The 16,963-nt window shown below is 52.2% G+C and carries 17 protein-coding genes; 10 read left to right on the top strand and 7 right to left on the bottom strand.

The window, feature by feature from the left end; genetic code table 11:
- Positions 1-103: 103 nt before the first annotated feature.
- The 3 genes from AB9R92_RS08540 to AB9R92_RS08530 all read right to left on the bottom strand — a co-directional run bounded on the left by AB9R92_RS08540 (position 104) and on the right by AB9R92_RS08530 (position 2,096).
- Positions 104-1,186 carry an AI-2E family transporter gene (locus tag AB9R92_RS08540; RefSeq protein WP_370669038.1) on the bottom strand — a complete coding sequence of 361 codons (1,083 nt, stop codon included), beginning with the start codon at positions 1,184-1,186 and terminating at the stop codon, positions 104-106.
- Between the two features lie 76 nt (positions 1,187-1,262).
- The gene (locus tag AB9R92_RS08535) at positions 1,263-1,817 is read right to left on the bottom strand and encodes a maltose acetyltransferase domain-containing protein (RefSeq protein ID WP_370669037.1); all 555 of its coding nucleotides are present in this window, start codon (positions 1,815-1,817) and stop codon (positions 1,263-1,265) included.
- A 24-nt stretch (positions 1,818-1,841) separates the two neighbouring features.
- The gene (locus AB9R92_RS08530) at positions 1,842-2,096 is read right to left on the bottom strand and encodes a hypothetical protein (protein WP_370669036.1); all 255 of its coding nucleotides are present in this window, start codon (positions 2,094-2,096) and stop codon (positions 1,842-1,844) included.
- A gap of 138 nt (positions 2,097-2,234) precedes the next feature.
- Here AB9R92_RS08530 and AB9R92_RS08525 point away from each other — a divergent pair, with 138 nt between their 5' ends.
- From AB9R92_RS08525 to AB9R92_RS08490, 8 genes are all read left to right on the top strand, one after another.
- Entirely contained in the window at positions 2,235-2,900 is a 666-nt protein-coding gene (locus AB9R92_RS08525; RefSeq protein WP_370669035.1) for an alpha/beta family hydrolase, read from the top strand.
- A gap of 85 nt (positions 2,901-2,985) precedes the next feature.
- Positions 2,986-3,432, top strand: coding sequence for a DUF4385 domain-containing protein (locus tag AB9R92_RS08520; protein ID WP_370669034.1), 447 nt, complete (start codon positions 2,986-2,988; stop codon positions 3,430-3,432).
- Positions 3,433-3,502: 70 nt separating this feature from the next.
- A complete protein-coding gene (locus AB9R92_RS08515; protein ID WP_370669033.1) occupies positions 3,503-3,862 on the top strand; it encodes a hypothetical protein in 360 nt (119 codons plus the stop codon).
- 992 nt (positions 3,863-4,854) lie between these two features.
- Complete coding sequence (locus AB9R92_RS08510) at positions 4,855-5,841, top strand: LacI family DNA-binding transcriptional regulator (RefSeq protein WP_370669032.1); 987 nt, start codon at positions 4,855-4,857, stop codon at positions 5,839-5,841.
- A gap of 129 nt (positions 5,842-5,970) precedes the next feature.
- Complete coding sequence (gene hisD, locus AB9R92_RS08505; protein WP_370669031.1) at positions 5,971-7,251, top strand: histidinol dehydrogenase; 1,281 nt, start codon at positions 5,971-5,973, stop codon at positions 7,249-7,251.
- Between the two features lie 31 nt (positions 7,252-7,282).
- A complete protein-coding gene (locus AB9R92_RS08500) occupies positions 7,283-8,599 on the top strand; it encodes a GntP family permease (protein WP_370669030.1) in 1,317 nt (438 codons plus the stop codon).
- Between the two features lie 82 nt (positions 8,600-8,681).
- A complete protein-coding gene (locus AB9R92_RS08495) occupies positions 8,682-9,620 on the top strand; it encodes a 3-hydroxyacyl-CoA dehydrogenase family protein (protein ID WP_370669029.1) in 939 nt (312 codons plus the stop codon).
- A gap of 1 nt (position 9,621) precedes the next feature.
- Positions 9,622-10,386, top strand: a complete 765-nt coding sequence (locus tag AB9R92_RS08490) for an SDR family NAD(P)-dependent oxidoreductase (RefSeq protein WP_370669028.1) — start codon at positions 9,622-9,624, stop codon at positions 10,384-10,386.
- A 500-nt stretch (positions 10,387-10,886) separates the two neighbouring features.
- Here the strand turns inward: AB9R92_RS08490 and AB9R92_RS08485 are convergent, their stop codons facing one another.
- Positions 10,887-12,155: a dicarboxylate/amino acid:cation symporter gene (locus tag AB9R92_RS08485; RefSeq protein ID WP_370669027.1), complete on the bottom strand. Its 1,269-nt coding sequence runs from the start codon at positions 12,153-12,155 to the stop codon at positions 10,887-10,889.
- A 170-nt stretch (positions 12,156-12,325) separates the two neighbouring features.
- Here AB9R92_RS08485 and AB9R92_RS08480 point away from each other — a divergent pair, with 170 nt between their 5' ends.
- Complete coding sequence (locus AB9R92_RS08480) at positions 12,326-13,210, top strand: TIGR01777 family oxidoreductase (RefSeq protein WP_370669026.1); 885 nt, start codon at positions 12,326-12,328, stop codon at positions 13,208-13,210.
- A 105-nt stretch (positions 13,211-13,315) separates the two neighbouring features.
- The gene (locus AB9R92_RS08475) at positions 13,316-14,056 is read left to right on the top strand and encodes a nucleotidyltransferase domain-containing protein (protein ID WP_370669025.1); all 741 of its coding nucleotides are present in this window, start codon (positions 13,316-13,318) and stop codon (positions 14,054-14,056) included.
- Positions 14,057-14,784: 728 nt separating this feature from the next.
- Here AB9R92_RS08475 and AB9R92_RS08470 read toward each other — a convergent pair.
- The 3 genes from AB9R92_RS08470 to AB9R92_RS08460 all read right to left on the bottom strand — a co-directional run bounded on the left by AB9R92_RS08470 (position 14,785) and on the right by AB9R92_RS08460 (position 16,853).
- On the bottom strand, positions 14,785-15,342 hold the full coding sequence (locus AB9R92_RS08470; protein ID WP_370669024.1) for a hypothetical protein: 558 nt from the start codon (positions 15,340-15,342) through the stop codon (positions 14,785-14,787).
- Positions 15,343-15,441: 99 nt separating this feature from the next.
- Positions 15,442-15,831, bottom strand: coding sequence for a hypothetical protein (locus tag AB9R92_RS08465; RefSeq protein ID WP_370669102.1), 390 nt, complete (start codon positions 15,829-15,831; stop codon positions 15,442-15,444).
- Positions 15,832-15,998: 167 nt separating this feature from the next.
- Entirely contained in the window at positions 15,999-16,853 is an 855-nt protein-coding gene (locus AB9R92_RS08460) for a CPBP family intramembrane glutamic endopeptidase (protein WP_370669023.1), read from the bottom strand.
- Between the last annotated feature and the right edge of the window lie 110 nt (positions 16,854-16,963).

Below are 16,963 nucleotides of genomic sequence, written 5' to 3'. Positions count from 1 at the left end.
AACTCAATGGCATCTTAAAGAACGTACCAAAAAGCATTTCAAAACGATCGAAGGCAACAAAAAAAACCGCTGTGGAAGGCGGTTTTTCAAAAGAATGGATTATTCAGCGCAGCGCGGGGAACTTCAGCCGGGCGAGCCGGTAGACATTCTGCACGACGGCCTTGCCGACAGCGTATACCGGGATGACCAAGATCATGCCGATGATTCCGGCAAAGCTTGCCCCGATATAGAGCAGGAAGATGATGGTCACGGGATGGACCTCGAGTTTATGGCCCATGACATTCGGCGAGATGAGGTTGCTCTCCAATTGCTGGATGATGATGATGGCAATCGCTGTCCAGAACGCGAGGACCGGTTCCTGGAAAAACGCCACGACCAGTACCGGGACAGCGCCTATGAATGGCCCAAGGAACGGGATCAAATTGGTGAACAAGGAGACGAGCGCCAAGATGACGGCATATTGCAGGCCGAGCACCATGTAGGCGATTAAGCTGAGCACACCGACGAACAGGCTGACGATGGCCTGGCCTTGGATATACGCGCTCAAATTATCGTCCATGTCCTGCAGGATTTTTCGTCCTTCCTCGCGTGAATCCTGCGGCAAGATCTTCAGGAAACTATCGGGCAAGCGCTCGCCGTCTTTCAAAAGGAAAAACAGCACAAACGGCACGATGACCAGTTTGGAGACGAAGCTCACCAAACTGCCGAGAAACGCCATAAGACCCGTGCCGAATCCAGCCGAAGCACTGAAGAAATCATCCATCAAGGTGGACGGCTGAAGTGACGGCATGACGTCCTGGTCTTCGATGTATTGCCACCACTCGCTTTCAAGTGCCATATCGATCCAGTTCTGGACACGTTCTACGATGGTCGGGAAATTATTGACCAAGGTCATGATCTGGTTTGCAAGCAATGGCCCGAGCCAGCTGCCGAGGAAGAAGAGGATGATCGTGAAAATAGCGAAAATCGACAGGATAGCCGTGATGCGGCCGGTCCGTTTCTCCAGCAGGCGGACAAGCGGGCGGAAGATGTAGTAGAGGATCCCGCCGACGATGATGGTCGGTGCGACCGTCGAGAAAATGACGCGAAAAGGGTAGAGGAGAAACGGCATCCGGGCGGCCAAGTACATGATGATCAGGATCAGCACGACGCTGTAAAGAAATAAAAACCATCTGGTCTTCGGCATAAGCGGTCCCTCCAGCTTCCGGCTGTTTCGCATACAGCCCATAATCTTCATTGTTCATTAAGTAAACTTAAAACTTTTAGAGCTGTTTGATGACTTCCGCTGGGTTGCCGCCGACGACGGTGTTCGCGGGAACATCTTTGATGACGACTGAACCCGAGGCGATGACGGCATTGTCGCCGATCGTGACGCCTGGATTGATGACGGCGCGCCCGCCGATCCAGACGTTGTGGCCAATGCGCACCCCTTTGCCATATTCGTAGCCGGCAAGCCGCTGTTCGATATCGAGAGGATGGGTCGCCGTATAGATATGGACGCCAGGCCCCACCAGGCAATTATCGCCGATGCGGATGTCGCAGACGTCGAGGAAGACGCAGTCGAAATTGGCGAAGAAATTATGCCCAACGTGGATGTTGTAGCCGTAATCGCAGCGGAAATTCGGCTCGATATACAAATGGTCGCCGTTCGAGCCAAGCAATTGGCTCATGAAGCGCTTGCGCTCCTGGCTGTCGGTCTCCATCGATTTATTGAACAAGCGCAACAGCCGCTTGGCATTGACGCGTTCGCGCACGAGCAATGGATCGTCCGCCCGGTAAAGTGCCCCGGCGAGCATTTTGTCTTTTTCTGTATGCATCAAAATCCCTCTTTCCCGATCAAGTTAAAATCCGAATAGCCGCCTCGCGATAAACGCGAATGCCGCGACCGCGGTAATGAACGCCGCCACAAAAAATGCCACGGCATAGGACACGAGATTGCCCGGCACCACCGCTTCGCCAAGTTCAAAGAAATAAAACTGGATCGCGACCGGTTCCGTGGCATGGCGCATCAACCACACTTGTACGCCTTTGACGGCAAACAGGATGCTGATGGCCAACAGGACCGAAAACGCAGTCCAGCGGATGCCTTTCCACATAGAACCGCCTCCATTGTTCATGATATGGATATTATAACAGAATAGAAAAACGAGCCGTCATGAAGTTTTCGAATTCTTTGAAAATTTTACATGCAATTAACAGGAAAGACTTTATAATATAGGAAAGGAGTGGAACCAATGAAAACGATCAACCGAACCATCAAAACGGATAAAGGCCAAGCGATCAACTACAGCCTCGTCCTGAACCAAGACCAAACGAGAAAACTCGCGATTTTCCTGCCGGGCATCGGCTATACAGCGAAAAGCCCGTTATTTCATTACACGGAGCGGCTGCTCGCGGAACAGGAATACGACATCCTGCGCATCAACTACGATTACACAAATCCCTTTTACGACGAGTACACGATGGCGGAAATCGACGAAGCGGTGAAAAATGACGTCAAACAAGTGATCGACCATGTGCTGAAGGGGAGTCTCTATGAAGAATTCTTCCTCGTCGCGAAATCGCTCGGCACCGTCGCTCTTGCCACCGAACTCGAGCGCAAGAAATTCAAGGGCGCGAAAACCGTCTGGCTGACGCCGCTCATCAAACATGAAGACGTGTTCCAGGCCATGAAGCAATGCCCGAATCCGGCGCTCAGCTTTATCGGCGACAAAGACCATTATTACGACAAAAGCCGGATGGAAGAGCTCCAAGCCAACAGCCAGCTGGATTCGCACGTATTGAAAGACGTCAACCACGGCATGGATTTCATCGGCGACCCGCTGAAATCGATCGATATCCTGAAAGACATCATCACGGACGTCCAGGCCTTCTCGAAAAAAAGCAGCGAACACGCGTAATGAACTGCCGCCCGCGAGGCGGTTTTTTCGTGCTGTTTTTCAAGCGGTGCGAAGGGGTATAGGTTCTGCAGAAGGAGGGTGCAGCATGGCATTCGATTACGATCTGGACTATAAAAATTTGGACTTGCGGAAAAACCCCGAACTGTACCGCGTCGGCAAAGGCGAGCAGGGCGTGTTGATGGTGGAACCGTATAAAAGCGAAATCCTTCCCCATTGGCGATTCAAGACGCCGGACATCGCCCAGGAATCGTGCGACAAGATTTCCGAGCTGTTTGAAGAATACCGCGAAAAGGATGATTTCGTCGGCATGGACATGGCCCGCAAATTCATCCAAATGGGCTATACCCGCGCACGGCGCTATACGAATTACAAAGGCGGCCGCAAATACAACGAAGACGGCTCGATCAAAGACCGCGAAATCGATGATGAAAAAGCTGAATCCGCCGCGATCTTCAAAAAACGCTGGGACGAGATCCGCGAAGACGAAGATTATTTGCGCCGAAAAAAAGAACACCAGAAAAAATACGGCTGAGACGGTCCAGGCGTGAAACGGCGGCGCTCATCAAACGTCGAATAGAGGAGACGGAAGGGGGAGCACGCCAATGAATCGGTTGTGGAAAGCCATCGCCTTGATCGCCGCACTCCTGTTTCTCGGGGCTTGCGGCGAACAGACTTTCACGAACGGCGAAGAATCCGGTTCCTATGCCGGCATCCTCATGGTAGGAGGACAAGAATATTTGTGGGAAGGCGAACTGGAAGGCAGCGAATACAGCGAGTCCACCAGGCTCGGTGCCATCACCCAATCGACGGCACCGGAAGTCATGCCGAGCGCAGATTTTTCTTCCAATTTCCTTGCCGAAGGCGCTGAAATTTATAGAAGCAACGAAGATCCCGACGTGCTCCTCGCCAAACGGCAAGACGGCAGCTGGGACGTGTTCAGGAAAAGTGTCGAGCAAGAATAACGAAGCTGCATCCAATCGGGTGCGGTTTTTTTGTGGAATTGAGAGGGTTGTTTGTGGAATGAAGAGGTTTGTTTGTGGAATGAAGAAGTTTGTTTGTAGAATGGAGCGATTTATTTGTGGAACTAAGATAATGTGATATTTTATCGATTGCATATTCGCTGCCTCTGCTTTCTCGGGGGTGTGTAGATGAGGATAGTGGAGAAGTCGCTTTCCGAGACAAGTTTCGAATAGGTATTGAGAGTTTGTGTGTTGAACTGTTTCGACATTCAATTGTGGTTTCGTCTTACTATTCGCCGCCGTGCTTTGGGTTGGCCTCTTGCCATAAGCCAATGAAATGGCGAAAGGAAGTTGAGTCATTTCATTTGCGACGCATCTGCATAGCAGATGTGGGAGCAAAGTGCTTGATGTGATGCTCGGATTAACTTTTTATCCTCGGCATCGGCTCACCCTGGGCGCTCGGTGGCTGAAAGATTGCGTTGTGAGAAGTGCGATTCGCTGGATCTGCTTCTTTACACAGTTGCCGGCTAGTGGGGGAATCGCTTCCCGGCACGTTGGTGCTTGGACCAGAAATTTGGTTGATGGATCAGAACTAATTAACTTCCATTCACAATAAATTCGACGTGAGCTACAAAACATGACGCATTTCCACAATTTCTATCGAGTGGACAGAAGAAATACCCTTCCCCTCCAAAATTAGAGACGGAGTGGAAGGGGGCTGACGCCTGTGGGACCGCGCGGGCTGGCGAGACAGACGTGACGCGCTCTTTGGCACATTGGCCGGGCACCCGCCTCATCCACGGGCAGCTGAAAGCGCGGCGTCCTGTCGCATCAGCTGCATGACCCGCATCCTGGGGGCCACAAGCAGCTCCCTGCAACGTAGTCGAAAAGTAGAAGCTTTTCTCATCACTTCATTTCCCAACAAACAGATGCAAAATCGATGGGGATGGTGTAATCTGAAAGCCAAGCAGATCAACGGAAAAGGATGAACGTATATGAAATCGACTGTCAATGCCAAGGATGTCGCAAAGCTCGCAGGGGTCTCCCAGTCTTCTGTGTCCAGAGTGTTTTTCGACGGGGCGAAAGTCACAGAAAAAACCCGGCAAAAAGTGCTGGCCGCGGCCAAAGAGCTCGGTTACCGCCCGAACGAATACGCCAGAAGCCTGATCACCAACAGCTCGAAAATCATCGGGCTGGTCATGAAAGGCGTCCAGAACCCCTTCTACCCACAAGTCCTCAAGCAATTCACCACGTCATTCAAACAACACGGCTACAGCGTGTTGTTTGTCCATACGAATAACGACGAAATCCAAAGTGATGACATCGACACCTTGCTCAATTACAACGTGGCGGGAGTCATCATCACCGATGCGTCGATGTCGATGAACGTCGCAGAAGCGTTCCAGGCGAACCACATCCCGCTCGTCTTTTTCAACCGCAAACTGACGAGCAGCCAATTCCATTCGGTGTGCTGCAATAACTTGAACGCCAGCCGCAAAATCGCAGAATACTTGGCGGACAGCGTCGCGGGGCCGATGGTATATATTTCCGGAAACGAAGACACCTCGACGAGCCGCGAGCGCGAACAGGGATTTGCGGAAGTGTTGGCGCATCGGGGCATCGCATACAAAAAATACAGTTCGGATTTCAGCTATACCGGAGGCTACGAAACCGCACAGAAAATCCTGTCAGAAGGCGAAATCCCGTCTGCCGTATTTGCGGCGAACGACATCATGGCACTCGGTGTCATGGATGCGTTTCGCAAGCAGGGCGTCAAGATTCCGGAACAAGTGAAAGTGATCGGGTTCGACAATATCGACATGGCTTCTTGGCCGGCGTATGAACTGACAACGTGGGAGCAGCCGATCGAAAAGATGGTCGATGAAACGGTCAATTATTTGCTCGGGGAAATCGGTGAATACACAGGCCAGGCGCGGGTTGTCGAAGTGGAAGGCAGCCTTGTGGAAAGGAAAACCACGTAAACAGTGGTTGACTTTCTGCAATAATTAAAATATTCTTGTTCTTAACAACATGTTTGCATACGTATTCAAGTAAGCGCTTCATTTCATTTTGAATACGTATGCAATAAATCATAGATGGAGGTTTTCATAATGGCCAAAGTATTGAAAGCAGGGAAATCACAAGAAGAAGTGAGCGCAAACGACTCGAAAGTCTCGCAGATTGTTGCGGATGCGTTGAAAGATGTGGAAACACGCGGCGATGCGGCGGTTCGCGAACTGTCCGAGAAATTCGATAAATGGGCGCCAGAATCGTTCCGCTTGTCGGATGCGGAAATAAATGAAATCGTTTCCAAAGTGCCGGACAGCGTCATCGAAGACATCAAGTTCGCACAAAAGAACATCAAGGCATTTGCCGAAGCGCAGCTGGATTCCTTGAATGATGTGGAAGTGGAACAAATCCCAGGCGTGATCCTGGGGCATAAAAATATCCCGGTCAACAGCGTCGGCTGCTATATCCCAGGAGGGCGCTACCCGATGGTCGCTTCCGCCCATATGAGCGTCTTGACGGCAAAAGTGGCGGGCGTTAAACGCGTCATCGCGTGCACGCCGCCGATCAACGGCGAGATTCCGCATGCGACAATCGCGGCGATGTCCCTTGCCGGGGCGGATGAAATTTACCTGCTCGGCGGCATCCAGGCAATGGGTGCGATGGCGATCGGTACAGAAACGATCGAAGCGGTCGATATGATCGTCGGGCCGGGCAATGCGTTCGTCGCTGAAGCGAAACGCCAGCTTTACGGACGCGTCGGCATCGACTTGTTCGCAGGGCCGACCGAAACATTGGTCGTCGCCGATCACACGGCAGATGCGGAAATGGTCGCAACGGATATCCTCGGGCAAGGCGAACACGGGCCGACTTCACCCGGTGCATTGATCACGACTTCTGAAGAATTAGCGAATGAAACCGTCAAAGAAATCGAACGCCAATTGGAAATCTTGCCGACCGCAGACGTCGCGCGCGTCTCATGGGACGATTACGGCCAGATCCTGCTTGTCGATTCGATCGAAGAAGCACGAATTGAAGCGGACCGTTTGGCATTTGAGCACGTCGAGATCCTGACGGAAGATCCAGACTACTTCCTTGAGCACATGACCAATTACGGCTGCTTGTTCCTCGGGCCGGAAACGAATGTCGCATACGGCGACAAAGTCATCGGCACGAACCATACCTTGCCGACAAAAGGCGCCGCCCGCTACACTGGCGGACTGTGGGTCGGGAAGTTCATCAAGACCGTTACGTACCAGAAAGTGACGACACCGGAAGCGAGCGCCTATATTGGGGAATATGCGGCGCGCTTATGCCAGCTTGAGAATTTCGCAGGGCATGCCGAGCAGGCACTCCTCCGCGTCAGAAGATACGGCAAGAACTAATTCTATTTAGGTGGTATGGGAGGAATAACGTATGCTCGGTTTGATCGGCATGTTTGGTGGATTGATTTTACTCATTGTCCTGACGATGCGCGGCATGAACTTATTGATTGCAGCGCCGCTGACGGCATTGTTTGTGGCAGTATTGAACGGCTTGCCTTTATTCCCGCAGCTAGCGGGAGAAGGCGCGGCCAATTATTTGACGAATTACATGGACGGCTTCACCGGCTTTATCGCGTCCTGGTATTTGATGTTCCTGACCGGGGCCATCTTTGGTAAAGTGATGGAAGACACGGGTGCTGCCGATAGCGTCTCGCGTTGGATTGTCGGCAAGATGGGCATGAAACGCGCAGCACTTGCAGTTGTTCTCGCCTGTGCCGTTCTTACATACGGCGGCGTCAGCTTGTTCGTCGTCGCCTTCTCCGTCTACCCGATGGCGCTCAGCCTCTTTAAGCAAGCGAATTTGCCGCGCCGCTTCATTCCGGCGGCACTTGCTTTCGGGTCGACGACATTCACGATGACGTCTGCCGGATCCCCGGAAATCCAGAACTGGATCCCGATTGAATTTCTTGGCACCTCACCGTACGCCGGCTGGGAAGTCAGCGCAATCGTCGCGGTCTTCATGATGGTCTTTGGGTACTGGTGGCTGACGAAAATGATCAACAAAGCGAAAGCGAAAGGCGAAGAGTTCGAGTCACGCCCGACCGACCCGGACAACGAATCGCGCAAGGACTTGCCGAACCCGCTCCTCAGCATGGTTCCGCTTCTGATCGTTCTCGGCTTCTCGTATATTTTCCATGATTCACTCGGCACGTCTGCATTGATCATCGCCTTGACCGGCGGGATCATCTCGACTTGCCTGATCAATATTAAATTCATCCGCAACTTAAGCAAAGCGCTCGGCGACGGGGCGATGGGGGCGGTCATCGCGATTGCCAACACCGCTGCGGTCGTCGGTTTCGGAGGCGTCGTCAAAGCGACACCATCCTTTGAAGCAGCCGTCGATGTCATGACCGGCATCCCGGGCAGCCCGTTGATCGGCGGGGCACTGGCCGTTGCGGTCATCGCCGGACTCACCGGATCGTCTTCCGGTGGCCAGGCGATTGCGCTTCCGCTATTAGCACCGCATTATCTCGATATGGGCGTCGATCCGGAAGCCTTGCACCGGACAGTTGCCATTTCGTCCGGTTCGCTTGATTCCTTGCCGCAAGGCGGTTACGTCGTAACGACGATCCGCTCGATCGCAGGGGAAACCCACCGCGACGCCTACCCGGCATTCGGCGCATTGTCCGTTGTCGTGCCGCTTCTCGGTGCGGTACTCGCTGTCGTGTTGTTCTCAATCGGTCTATAAGATTTATGTGCCCAACAGCTGTCCGATCCGGAAGTTGTTGGGTTTCCTTGTATCATCCAATCTAAAGAAGAGGTGCATTCATATGGAGAAACTGACAATTCTTGGAGCTGGGACGATGGGGCATTCGATTGCCCTGTCCGCCGCCTGGTCCGGCCAAACGCCGATCGTTTACGGCATCAACGAGCAAGATTTGGCGAATGCCGACAAAGGCTTGGCGCAAAAACTCGCCGTCATGGCCGACAACGGGCTGTTTGATGAAAATGAAGCGCAGGAAATCCGCGGGAGAATCCGCTTTACGACATCGCTCGAAGAAGCGGTAGGAGAGGCGACATTCATTTTGGAAGTCGTCCCTGAAAAACTGCAGTTGAAAAGAGACTTATACAAGCAATTGGAAAGCCACGTCGATCCGTCGGTCATCATCGCAAGCAACACATCCGGTTTCAAGCCTTCGCTGCTCGCTGAGGAGATGGCGCATCCAGGCCGCTTCATCGTCGCCCATTTCTGGAATCCAGGACATTTGATCCCGCTTGTCGAAGTCGTTAACGGGGAACGGACCGAAGCGAAGACGACCGAGCGTACGATGGCGTTATTGACATTGATGAATAAAAAGCCGATCTTATTGAACAAGGAACTGCCGGGATTCATCGGCAACCGCCTGCAATACGCGCTGTTTCGTGAAGCGCAAGCTTTATTGGATGCAGGCGCTGCCAGCAAGGAAGACATTGATGCAGCGGTCACTTACAGCATCGGGCGGCGGCTTCCGGTGACGGGGCCGTTGATGACAGCGGACATGGGCGGTCTCGACGTGTTCTCGGCCATTTCGAATTATTTATTCGAAGAGTTATCGGACAATCAGCGCTCCGGCAAAATTTTATCGGAGTTGGTCGAGCAGCAAAAGCTCGGCGATAAAACCGGCGAAGGCTTCTACAATTGGGAGCCCGAAGTGTCCGAAGGGATTAACCGCAAACGAGAACAGACCTTGATCCAGTTTTTGAAAAACGATTTGGAACAGGAGGGCTAAAATGAAGAACTATTTCTCGGAATTGAAAGGCCAAGCCGTCGTCGTCACCGGCGGCAGCAAAGGCATCGGCAAAGACATTGCGCTGACATTCGCTGAACTCGGCGCAAACGTCGCGATTTCCGGAAGAAACGAGGAAGCGCTCGGAGCCGCGCTCGAAGAACTGCGCAGCCATAACCCTGACTGCATCGCGGTCGCCGGGGATTTGAGCGATATTCAGGAAGTGAAAAAGTTGATCGACACCGCTGCGGAGGAGTTCGGCACAATCGACGTGCTCGTCAATAACGCCGGCGTCAATATCGCGAAGCCGGCAATGGAGGTGACGGAAGAAGATTGGGATACGGTGCTCGATCTGAACTTAAAATCGGCCTTTTTCGCGAGCCAAGCGGCAGCGAAATACATGCTCGCGCAAAACAGCGGACGCATCATCAACATCGCGTCGCAAATGGCCTTTGTCGGCTATATTAAGCGGGCGGCGTATTGCTCGAGTAAAGGCGGCATGGTGCAGATGACAAAAGCGCTCGCGGTCGAATGGGCAAAGCAAGGCATCCGCGTCAACGCTGTGGCGCCGACATTCGTCGAGACCGAGTTTACGGAGAAGATGTTTGAAGACGAGGCGTTCAAAGAAGACGTCAACAGCCGCATTTTGCTGGACGGCCTGTCGCAGCCGAAAGACACATCGGGCGCAGTGTTGTATCTGGCGTCCCACTTATCGAACTTCGTCACCGGCGAGACGATCAAAGTCGACGGCGGCTGGACAGCGATTTAAGAAGAGTGGTTTTATGCTTCTTGGGTGGCATGTAGATGAAGGTAGCGAGGGTTTGGGTGTTGAGAAATTACGATGTGCTAATTGAGGATTATGATGGTAGTCGCTGCCTTGCTTTGGGTTGAGCTCCCACAGTAAGCCAAGAAGAACACTTGTCTTACTGCTTCGCTTCACCCTTGGCGCTCGGCGGCTGTGAGATTTCTTTGAGTTGAGTGCGTTTAATCAGATCTGCTTCTATACGTGTTGCCGGCTAGTGGGGGAATCGCTTCCTGTTATGTGGCGTCTGCACTCGACCTTGAAAATTGGATGGTGGATTAGAACTAATTTGCTTTTATTTTCAGCTAAGCTGCATGACTCGCATCCTGCGAGCCCCAAGCAGCCCCCTGCAACGTAGTCGAAAAGCGGAAACTTTTCCTATCACCTCCTTTCACGTTTCTATGCGTATCGCATCAATCATTTCTCCACAGAAAAGCCTCCCGACATCGCCGGGAGGCTTTTGGTGATTATGCTTCTTGTGGGTTCAGGACTTCTTCTGTTTCCACGCCGTGCTTTTTCTCGGATTCAGCAACCATCAATGCGCAAGCTGCGTCACCGGAGATATTGATTGCTGTGCGGGACATATCAAGCAAGCGGTCGATTCCGAGCACGAGGCCGATGCCTTCGACTGGAAGCCCGACGCTCGACAGTACCATCGCGAGCATGATCAGCCCTACGCCAGGAACGCCGGCGGTCCCGATACTCGCAAGTACCGCGGTCAAGACGACCGTCAATAATTGGCCGAGCGTCAAGTCGACCATGAAGGCTTGTGCGATGAACATCGTCGCGGCCCCTTGCATGATCGCGGTGCCGTCCATATTGATTGTCGCGCCGAGCGGCTGGACGAAGGAACTGACCGACTTCGGAATCTTCAAGTCACGCTGCGCCACTTCCATCGAAACCGGAAGCGTGCCTGTGCTGCTGGAAGTACTGAAAGCGACCGTCATGGCCGGCATAAAGGTTTTGAAGAACCAGATCGGGCTTTTCTTCGCCAGGAAATAGACTGTGCCGCCGTAAGTAAAGGCAGCGTGGATCAACAGCGCGCCGATGACGACGAGCATATAGGAGCCCATTGCCTGGATCGCGGCGAGGCCTTGCGATCCGATGGCTGTAGCGATCAGGCCGAATGTGCCGTAGGGAGCGAAGCGCATGACGATGCCGACCAAGTACATCATCACGTCATTGCCTTGTTCGACAAGATTCAAGATGCCTTTCGTCTTGTCGCCAAGTGCCGTCAGGGCAAGACCGACAAAGACCGCGAAGACGATGATCTGCAGCATATTGCCTTCGGTCATGGCTTCAAGCGGGTTTTTCGGAATGATATTCAGCAGCGTGTCGGCGATCGATGGGGCATCGTCCGGGCTGTAAGTCGCCGCGTCGATATCGAAATCACCTGCAGCACCTGGCTGGACAAGTGCAGACAAACCAAGTCCGATGGTGATGGCGATGGTCGTCGTCACCAGGAAATAAGAAATCGTCTTGATGCCGATGCGGCCAAGCTTCGCCGGATCGCCAAGCCCCGCAGTTCCGAGAACGATCGACAAGAACACGAGCGGCACGACGAGCATGCTGATGAGGGCGAGAAAAATCTGCCCGACCGGCACGAAGACGTAAGGATTGAGTATTGCGAAAACTTCCGGCGCAAAAAGATTTAAAAGCAGTCCCGTGATCGCACCTAAGATCAAAGCACTGATGACTTTAAAAGTTAAGCCTCTCTTTTTCTTCAATTCATCCACCAACTTTCTTCATATAAGGAAACGCATAAAAACAAGTGTAACCGAAGCGGAACAAAAGCAACAGTTTCAACAGACCTTATAGCTTGGGAAGGGATTCCCTAAAAAACTGCAACTATTACCATAGGTCCGTCGTCTAACATGATAGAATTACGGCGAAAAGAGGTAAAAATATGGTCAAGAAAGCAGTCATCGCAGGAGGAACGGGGTTTATCGGAACGTATTTGAAAGAAAAATACGAACGTCTCGGCTACCGCGTTTACATCATTTCAAGGCAATCGGAGCATATCCAGTGGGACGACGCACAGGGCATGAAAAATGCGCTCGACGGGGCGAAACTGGTGATCAACCTGGCAGGGAAATCCGTCAATTGCCGCTACACCGAAGAGAATAAACGCGAGATTTTCAACTCCCGCACCGAAACGACCGAAGCGCTTGGACGAGTGATCGAAGCGTGCAGCACGCCCCCGGAACTATGGGTCAATGCCAGCACTGCAACGATTTACCGCCATGCCGAAGACCGCCCGATGACGGAAGGCGGCGGTGAGATCGGGCACGGCTTTTCCGTCGAAGTCGCAAAAGCCTGGGAAGACAGCTTCTTTTCATTCCAACTGCCAAAAACGCGCCAAGTCGCATTGCGCATCGCCATTGTGCTCGGTGAAGGCGGCGTCATGGAACCGTACCGCAAGCTCGTGAAATACGGCCTCGGCGGAAAACAAGGCAATGGCCGTCAGATGTTCAGCTGGATCCATATCGAAGACTTGTACCGGACCGTCCGTTTCATGCAGCACCGCGATGAACTTTCGGGCGTCTTTAACGCTTCCGCCCCGAATCCCGTGACGAATAAAGAATGGATGAAAGCATTGCGGCAATCTTTGAACCGCCGTGCCGGGATTCCAGCATCGAAATGGATGCTTGAAACCGGGGCCGCCACGCTTCGGACTGAAACCGAATTGATTTTGAAAAGCCGCTGGGTCGTACCGGAGCGGCTCGTGCGCGAGGGCTTTCGCTTCCGCTACCCGGGTGTCGGAAGCGCATTGGCTGATTTGAATAAGTGACAGACTTGCAGGCATTCAAAAGAATGTCTGTATTTTTATGCGCACAATTGCACCAGGTAGGGTATGCTAGGGAAAGATCAATAAAAGAGAGTGTGGGGGAAAGTAATGAGACAACGTTGGGAACCGATTCACACAGCCAAAGTATTTGTCGAAACGAATTTCCGCCATTGCCGCGGGGCGCTGCTGGCAGGAAGTGTGGTGCGCGGGCAAGAGACAGCGACGTCGGATCTGGACATCGTCGTGTTCGATGAAACTTTGATGAGTTCATACCGTGAATCAATGATTTTTTATGGCTGGCCGATCGAAGTGTTTGTTTATAATTTAAGTTCGTACAAGGAGTTTTTTGAAAAAGACCGAAAAGCCGCGAAGCCGAGCATGCCGCGCATGGTCAGCGAAGGCATCATCCTGAAGGATTCGGGCATCATGGAAGTCATCCAGCAAGAAGCAAAAGCCTTGCTGGATGCAGGCCCGGAAGCGTGGAGCACGGACACGATCCGCACGAAACGCTATTTCATCACCGATGTGCTGGACGACCTCCGGGGCAGCGACGACCGGAAAGAACGGCTGTTTTGCGTCAATACGCTTTCGGATTTGGTGAGCGAATTCATTTTGCGCACGGAGCAAAAATGGATCGGCTCGTCCAAGTGGGTGATTCGTTCACTCGAAGCGCATAATCACGAACTGGCGGTCCGTTTTGTCGAAGCGTTCGAGCATTTTTACCGGACCGATGAAACGTCACACATCATCGAATTCGTCGAAAGCGTCCTCGAACCTTATGGCGGCCGCTTATTCGACGGATTTTCGATCGGCAAAGCGGAAGCTGAGAGGAAGAAGGAAAAGCTTTGAAGTTGTGAGTTTGAAAGTAGATGGATCATGTAAGAAGTGAGAGGAAAAGCTTCCGCTTTTCGACTGCGTTGCAGGGGCACGCTTTCCGGAGGGCTCGCATTGAGCCGCTTCGTCGCTGCGCTCCTGCAGGGTCTCAATTGTCTCGCTGATCCTCCCGGAGTCGGCCCCTTCCACTCCGTCTTTATTTTAAGAGGGGTATATCGTTTCTACTATCCACTCGACGGGGGAAGTAGAAATGCATCAGGCATTTTAGCATCAGTCATCTTGGCTATAGCATAGGAGTTGAAAAGTTCAGGTCCACTTCCAAGCTTTTTGATTCAATCACTGATGTACTTGATACTAGTTTCGGGAAGCGATTCCCCCACTAGCCGGCAATTGATTAAAGAAGCAGATTTGATTAAACGCACCTGAATCAATGAAGTCTCTCAGCTGCCCAGCGCCAAGGGTGAGCCGACGCCGAAGATACAAATTTTATTCAAGCATCACATCAAACACCTTGCTCCCACATCTGCTACGCAGATGCGTCGCAAATGAAATGGCTCAACTTCCTTTCGCCATTTCATTGGCTTGCGGCTAAAGGCCAACCCAAAGCCGGGCAGTGAATACTATTAAGAAGAAAAATTGAACATCAAAAAATTTCCACTCTAAACCCCTCACCATCTACTTTATTCAAATAGTAGAAACACTAATACACAACAAAACCGCCCAGACGGATCTGGGCGGTTTTTTTAATACATTTCCAGACGCTGCAGTTCCTGTCCGTCTGCATCGAGCAGTTGGAGCGGGATGGGGCGCTCTTCTGGTGCGTTTTCGATAAACCAGACCGCTTTTCCGGCAAGGCCTGTGTTTTCCAATAATTCGATCGGGAAGCGTTCGCCCAGCAAGAGTTGATCGGCCGGCATTTCGCCGATCTGCACATGGCGCCCGTCTGCCGGGTCAAAGAGTCCGAAGAGCAAGCCGTCGCTGCTCATATAGCTGTCGATGCGGTCCGGGTCGTCGAGTGAGGGGATGGTGCCTTCGCTTCGCGTCTCAAGCCGCCAGCCGAACCAGGATTCCGTCGCCGTCGCCGCCCCGAAACTGTCATCGCCGCGGATGAAGAAAAACAGGGCGCGGCCGTTCAATTCGTAGACGGGCGTCAAGACGAGATCATCGTCGCCGTCGCGCACCGCCTGTTCTGCTGTATCGGCCGTATCCGAACTCCACACGAGCGCAATGATCAGCGCTGCGGCGAGCACGAGGCCGATCAGCACGAGCATGCGTTTTTGGATCAAATTGTTCAGGGTCATCCATAATTTCCCCTTCCGTTTCACGATGCTTCCATTATACGGTATTTCACGGACCAGAGGGAAATGAAAAAAACGCCCAGACTCATCCGGGCGTTTTCGTCAGTCTTTCTCCGTCAAGAACGTGATGACCGCAAACAATAAGAACGCGAGCAGCAGGATTGTGCCGCCTGCGATGAAGAAGATCAAGACAAACGTATCGTTCATATTGAACGGGTTTAAATTATAAAACCACATGCCGGCGGTTAGTCCGACTGCGCCGATCATCGCCAGGAATCCATGGATCGTGACGAGCTTTTTGTATTTGACCGTATACAAGCGGTAGAACACGCCCCAGGCAAAAACCGAGAGCCAGCCGACGAGCAGGATGTGGGCGTGGATTGGGCGCAGCGCGTAATCCATCTGTCCCGCCATATGCGACCCGAGATAGGTCCCGATAAATCCGAAGATAGCCGAGAATTGGATCAAGCGCAAGCTCCATTTTTTCTCCAACGTATTGTTGCGCGGTGTAGCTGTGTTGTTCATGAAAATCCTCCTATAGCTTTTGGGCACAGCGGCAAATGGGTCGCTGCATGTCCCTGAGTTCGTATGACTGTATCATACCGCACGAATATAAACGCTATATGAACGGGGCGTGACAGATCATCGACAATTTTTCTCTACGGTGCTTCATTTTTCGCCAACGGTTCAGCGATTTCGCGTGCAGCAGTTGTGTCCTTCAAGCCTTTTGCGAGGCGGTAGATGATCCAAGCGGTGAGCAGCGTGCTGATGATCATGATGATGATATTCGCGAGTGCTTTCGCTTCGATATCCGCGGCCGTTGTGACGATAAACCAATCGATTGCGAAAAATTCGTCGATCGGCACATACATCGATAAAGCCGCCAGTGCATTGTTGAGCATGTGGAACAGGATCGGCAGCAATAAATTGCCGGTGCGCAAATACAGGAGCGACGCGATGATGCCGAACAAGAACGAGCCGATAAAGTCGAGATGCAGCACGCCGAACATCAAACTCGAAATCAAGATGCCGCCCCACATCGAAGTTTTTGCCGCAATCCGTGTCAAGAACACGCCGCGAAAGACGAATTCCTCGACGATCGGTGCCAAGATCACGAGCGTTACCAGCATGAAATATTCATACCCAATACCGCCCGGCATCTCGACCGGCGCCAGCAATAATTCCGCCAGCCACGGAAACGCCGGGTAGAGAATCGCGAGCTGCAGCCAGAACATCGTCAGCGAGAACGCAATCGACACAAACACCATGCCGGTAATGACAGGAAGCCATGGCTTAATGCCTTTGGTGGTCAACACTTCACCGAACGACCAATCGGGGTTCTTGCCCCAATAATAATGAAAGAAAAAGTACGGGACGACAATATAAAAGGCAATTTGCACCGCGACTTCGGTTGTGACGGGATCCGCGCCAATCAGCATGAAGATGATTAAAGTCGCGAGGACGCCGAGGATGGTGAAGAGAATCAAATAACGCGATTTCATTTCAGCGAACATAAATGGCCTCCTTTTCTTCCTTAATTATACGGAAGATGGGGCGGTTTGTTTCATAATGAATGAGATTCTTCGTTTTTAAGCGGATTTCTCAATGTTTTTATAAAAATAGT

It is taken from the genome of Planococcus sp. SSTMD024 (genome assembly GCF_041320495.1).
Classification (GTDB): Bacteria; Bacillota; Bacilli; order Bacillales_A; family Planococcaceae; genus Planococcus.
Note: the sequence above shows the minus strand (reverse complement) of the source record. Positions and strands in the feature narration are given on the sequence as shown.

Coding starts and splice junctions, on each gene's coding strand:
- AB9R92_RS08540 (WP_370669038.1), bottom strand. CDS start 1,186: ATGCCGAAGACCAGATGGTTTTTATTTCTTTACAGCGTCGTGCTGATC.
- AB9R92_RS08535 (WP_370669037.1), bottom strand. CDS start 1,817: ATGCATACAGAAAAAGACAAAATGCTCGCCGGGGCACTTTACCGGGCG.
- AB9R92_RS08530 (WP_370669036.1), bottom strand. CDS start 2,096: ATGTGGAAAGGCATCCGCTGGACTGCGTTTTCGGTCCTGTTGGCCATC.
- AB9R92_RS08525 (WP_370669035.1), top strand. CDS start 2,235: ATGAAAACGATCAACCGAACCATCAAAACGGATAAAGGCCAAGCGATC.
- AB9R92_RS08520 (WP_370669034.1), top strand. CDS start 2,986: ATGGCATTCGATTACGATCTGGACTATAAAAATTTGGACTTGCGGAAA.
- AB9R92_RS08515 (WP_370669033.1), top strand. CDS start 3,503: ATGAATCGGTTGTGGAAAGCCATCGCCTTGATCGCCGCACTCCTGTTT.
- AB9R92_RS08510 (WP_370669032.1), top strand. CDS start 4,855: ATGAAATCGACTGTCAATGCCAAGGATGTCGCAAAGCTCGCAGGGGTC.
- hisD (WP_370669031.1), top strand. CDS start 5,971: ATGGCCAAAGTATTGAAAGCAGGGAAATCACAAGAAGAAGTGAGCGCA.
- AB9R92_RS08500 (WP_370669030.1), top strand. CDS start 7,283: ATGCTCGGTTTGATCGGCATGTTTGGTGGATTGATTTTACTCATTGTC.
- AB9R92_RS08495 (WP_370669029.1), top strand. CDS start 8,682: ATGGAGAAACTGACAATTCTTGGAGCTGGGACGATGGGGCATTCGATT.
- AB9R92_RS08490 (WP_370669028.1), top strand. CDS start 9,622: ATGAAGAACTATTTCTCGGAATTGAAAGGCCAAGCCGTCGTCGTCACC.
- AB9R92_RS08480 (WP_370669026.1), top strand. CDS start 12,326: ATGGTCAAGAAAGCAGTCATCGCAGGAGGAACGGGGTTTATCGGAACG.
- AB9R92_RS08475 (WP_370669025.1), top strand. CDS start 13,316: ATGAGACAACGTTGGGAACCGATTCACACAGCCAAAGTATTTGTCGAA.
- AB9R92_RS08470 (WP_370669024.1), bottom strand. CDS start 15,342: ATGACCCTGAACAATTTGATCCAAAAACGCATGCTCGTGCTGATCGGC.
- AB9R92_RS08460 (WP_370669023.1), bottom strand. CDS start 16,853: ATGTTCGCTGAAATGAAATCGCGTTATTTGATTCTCTTCACCATCCTC.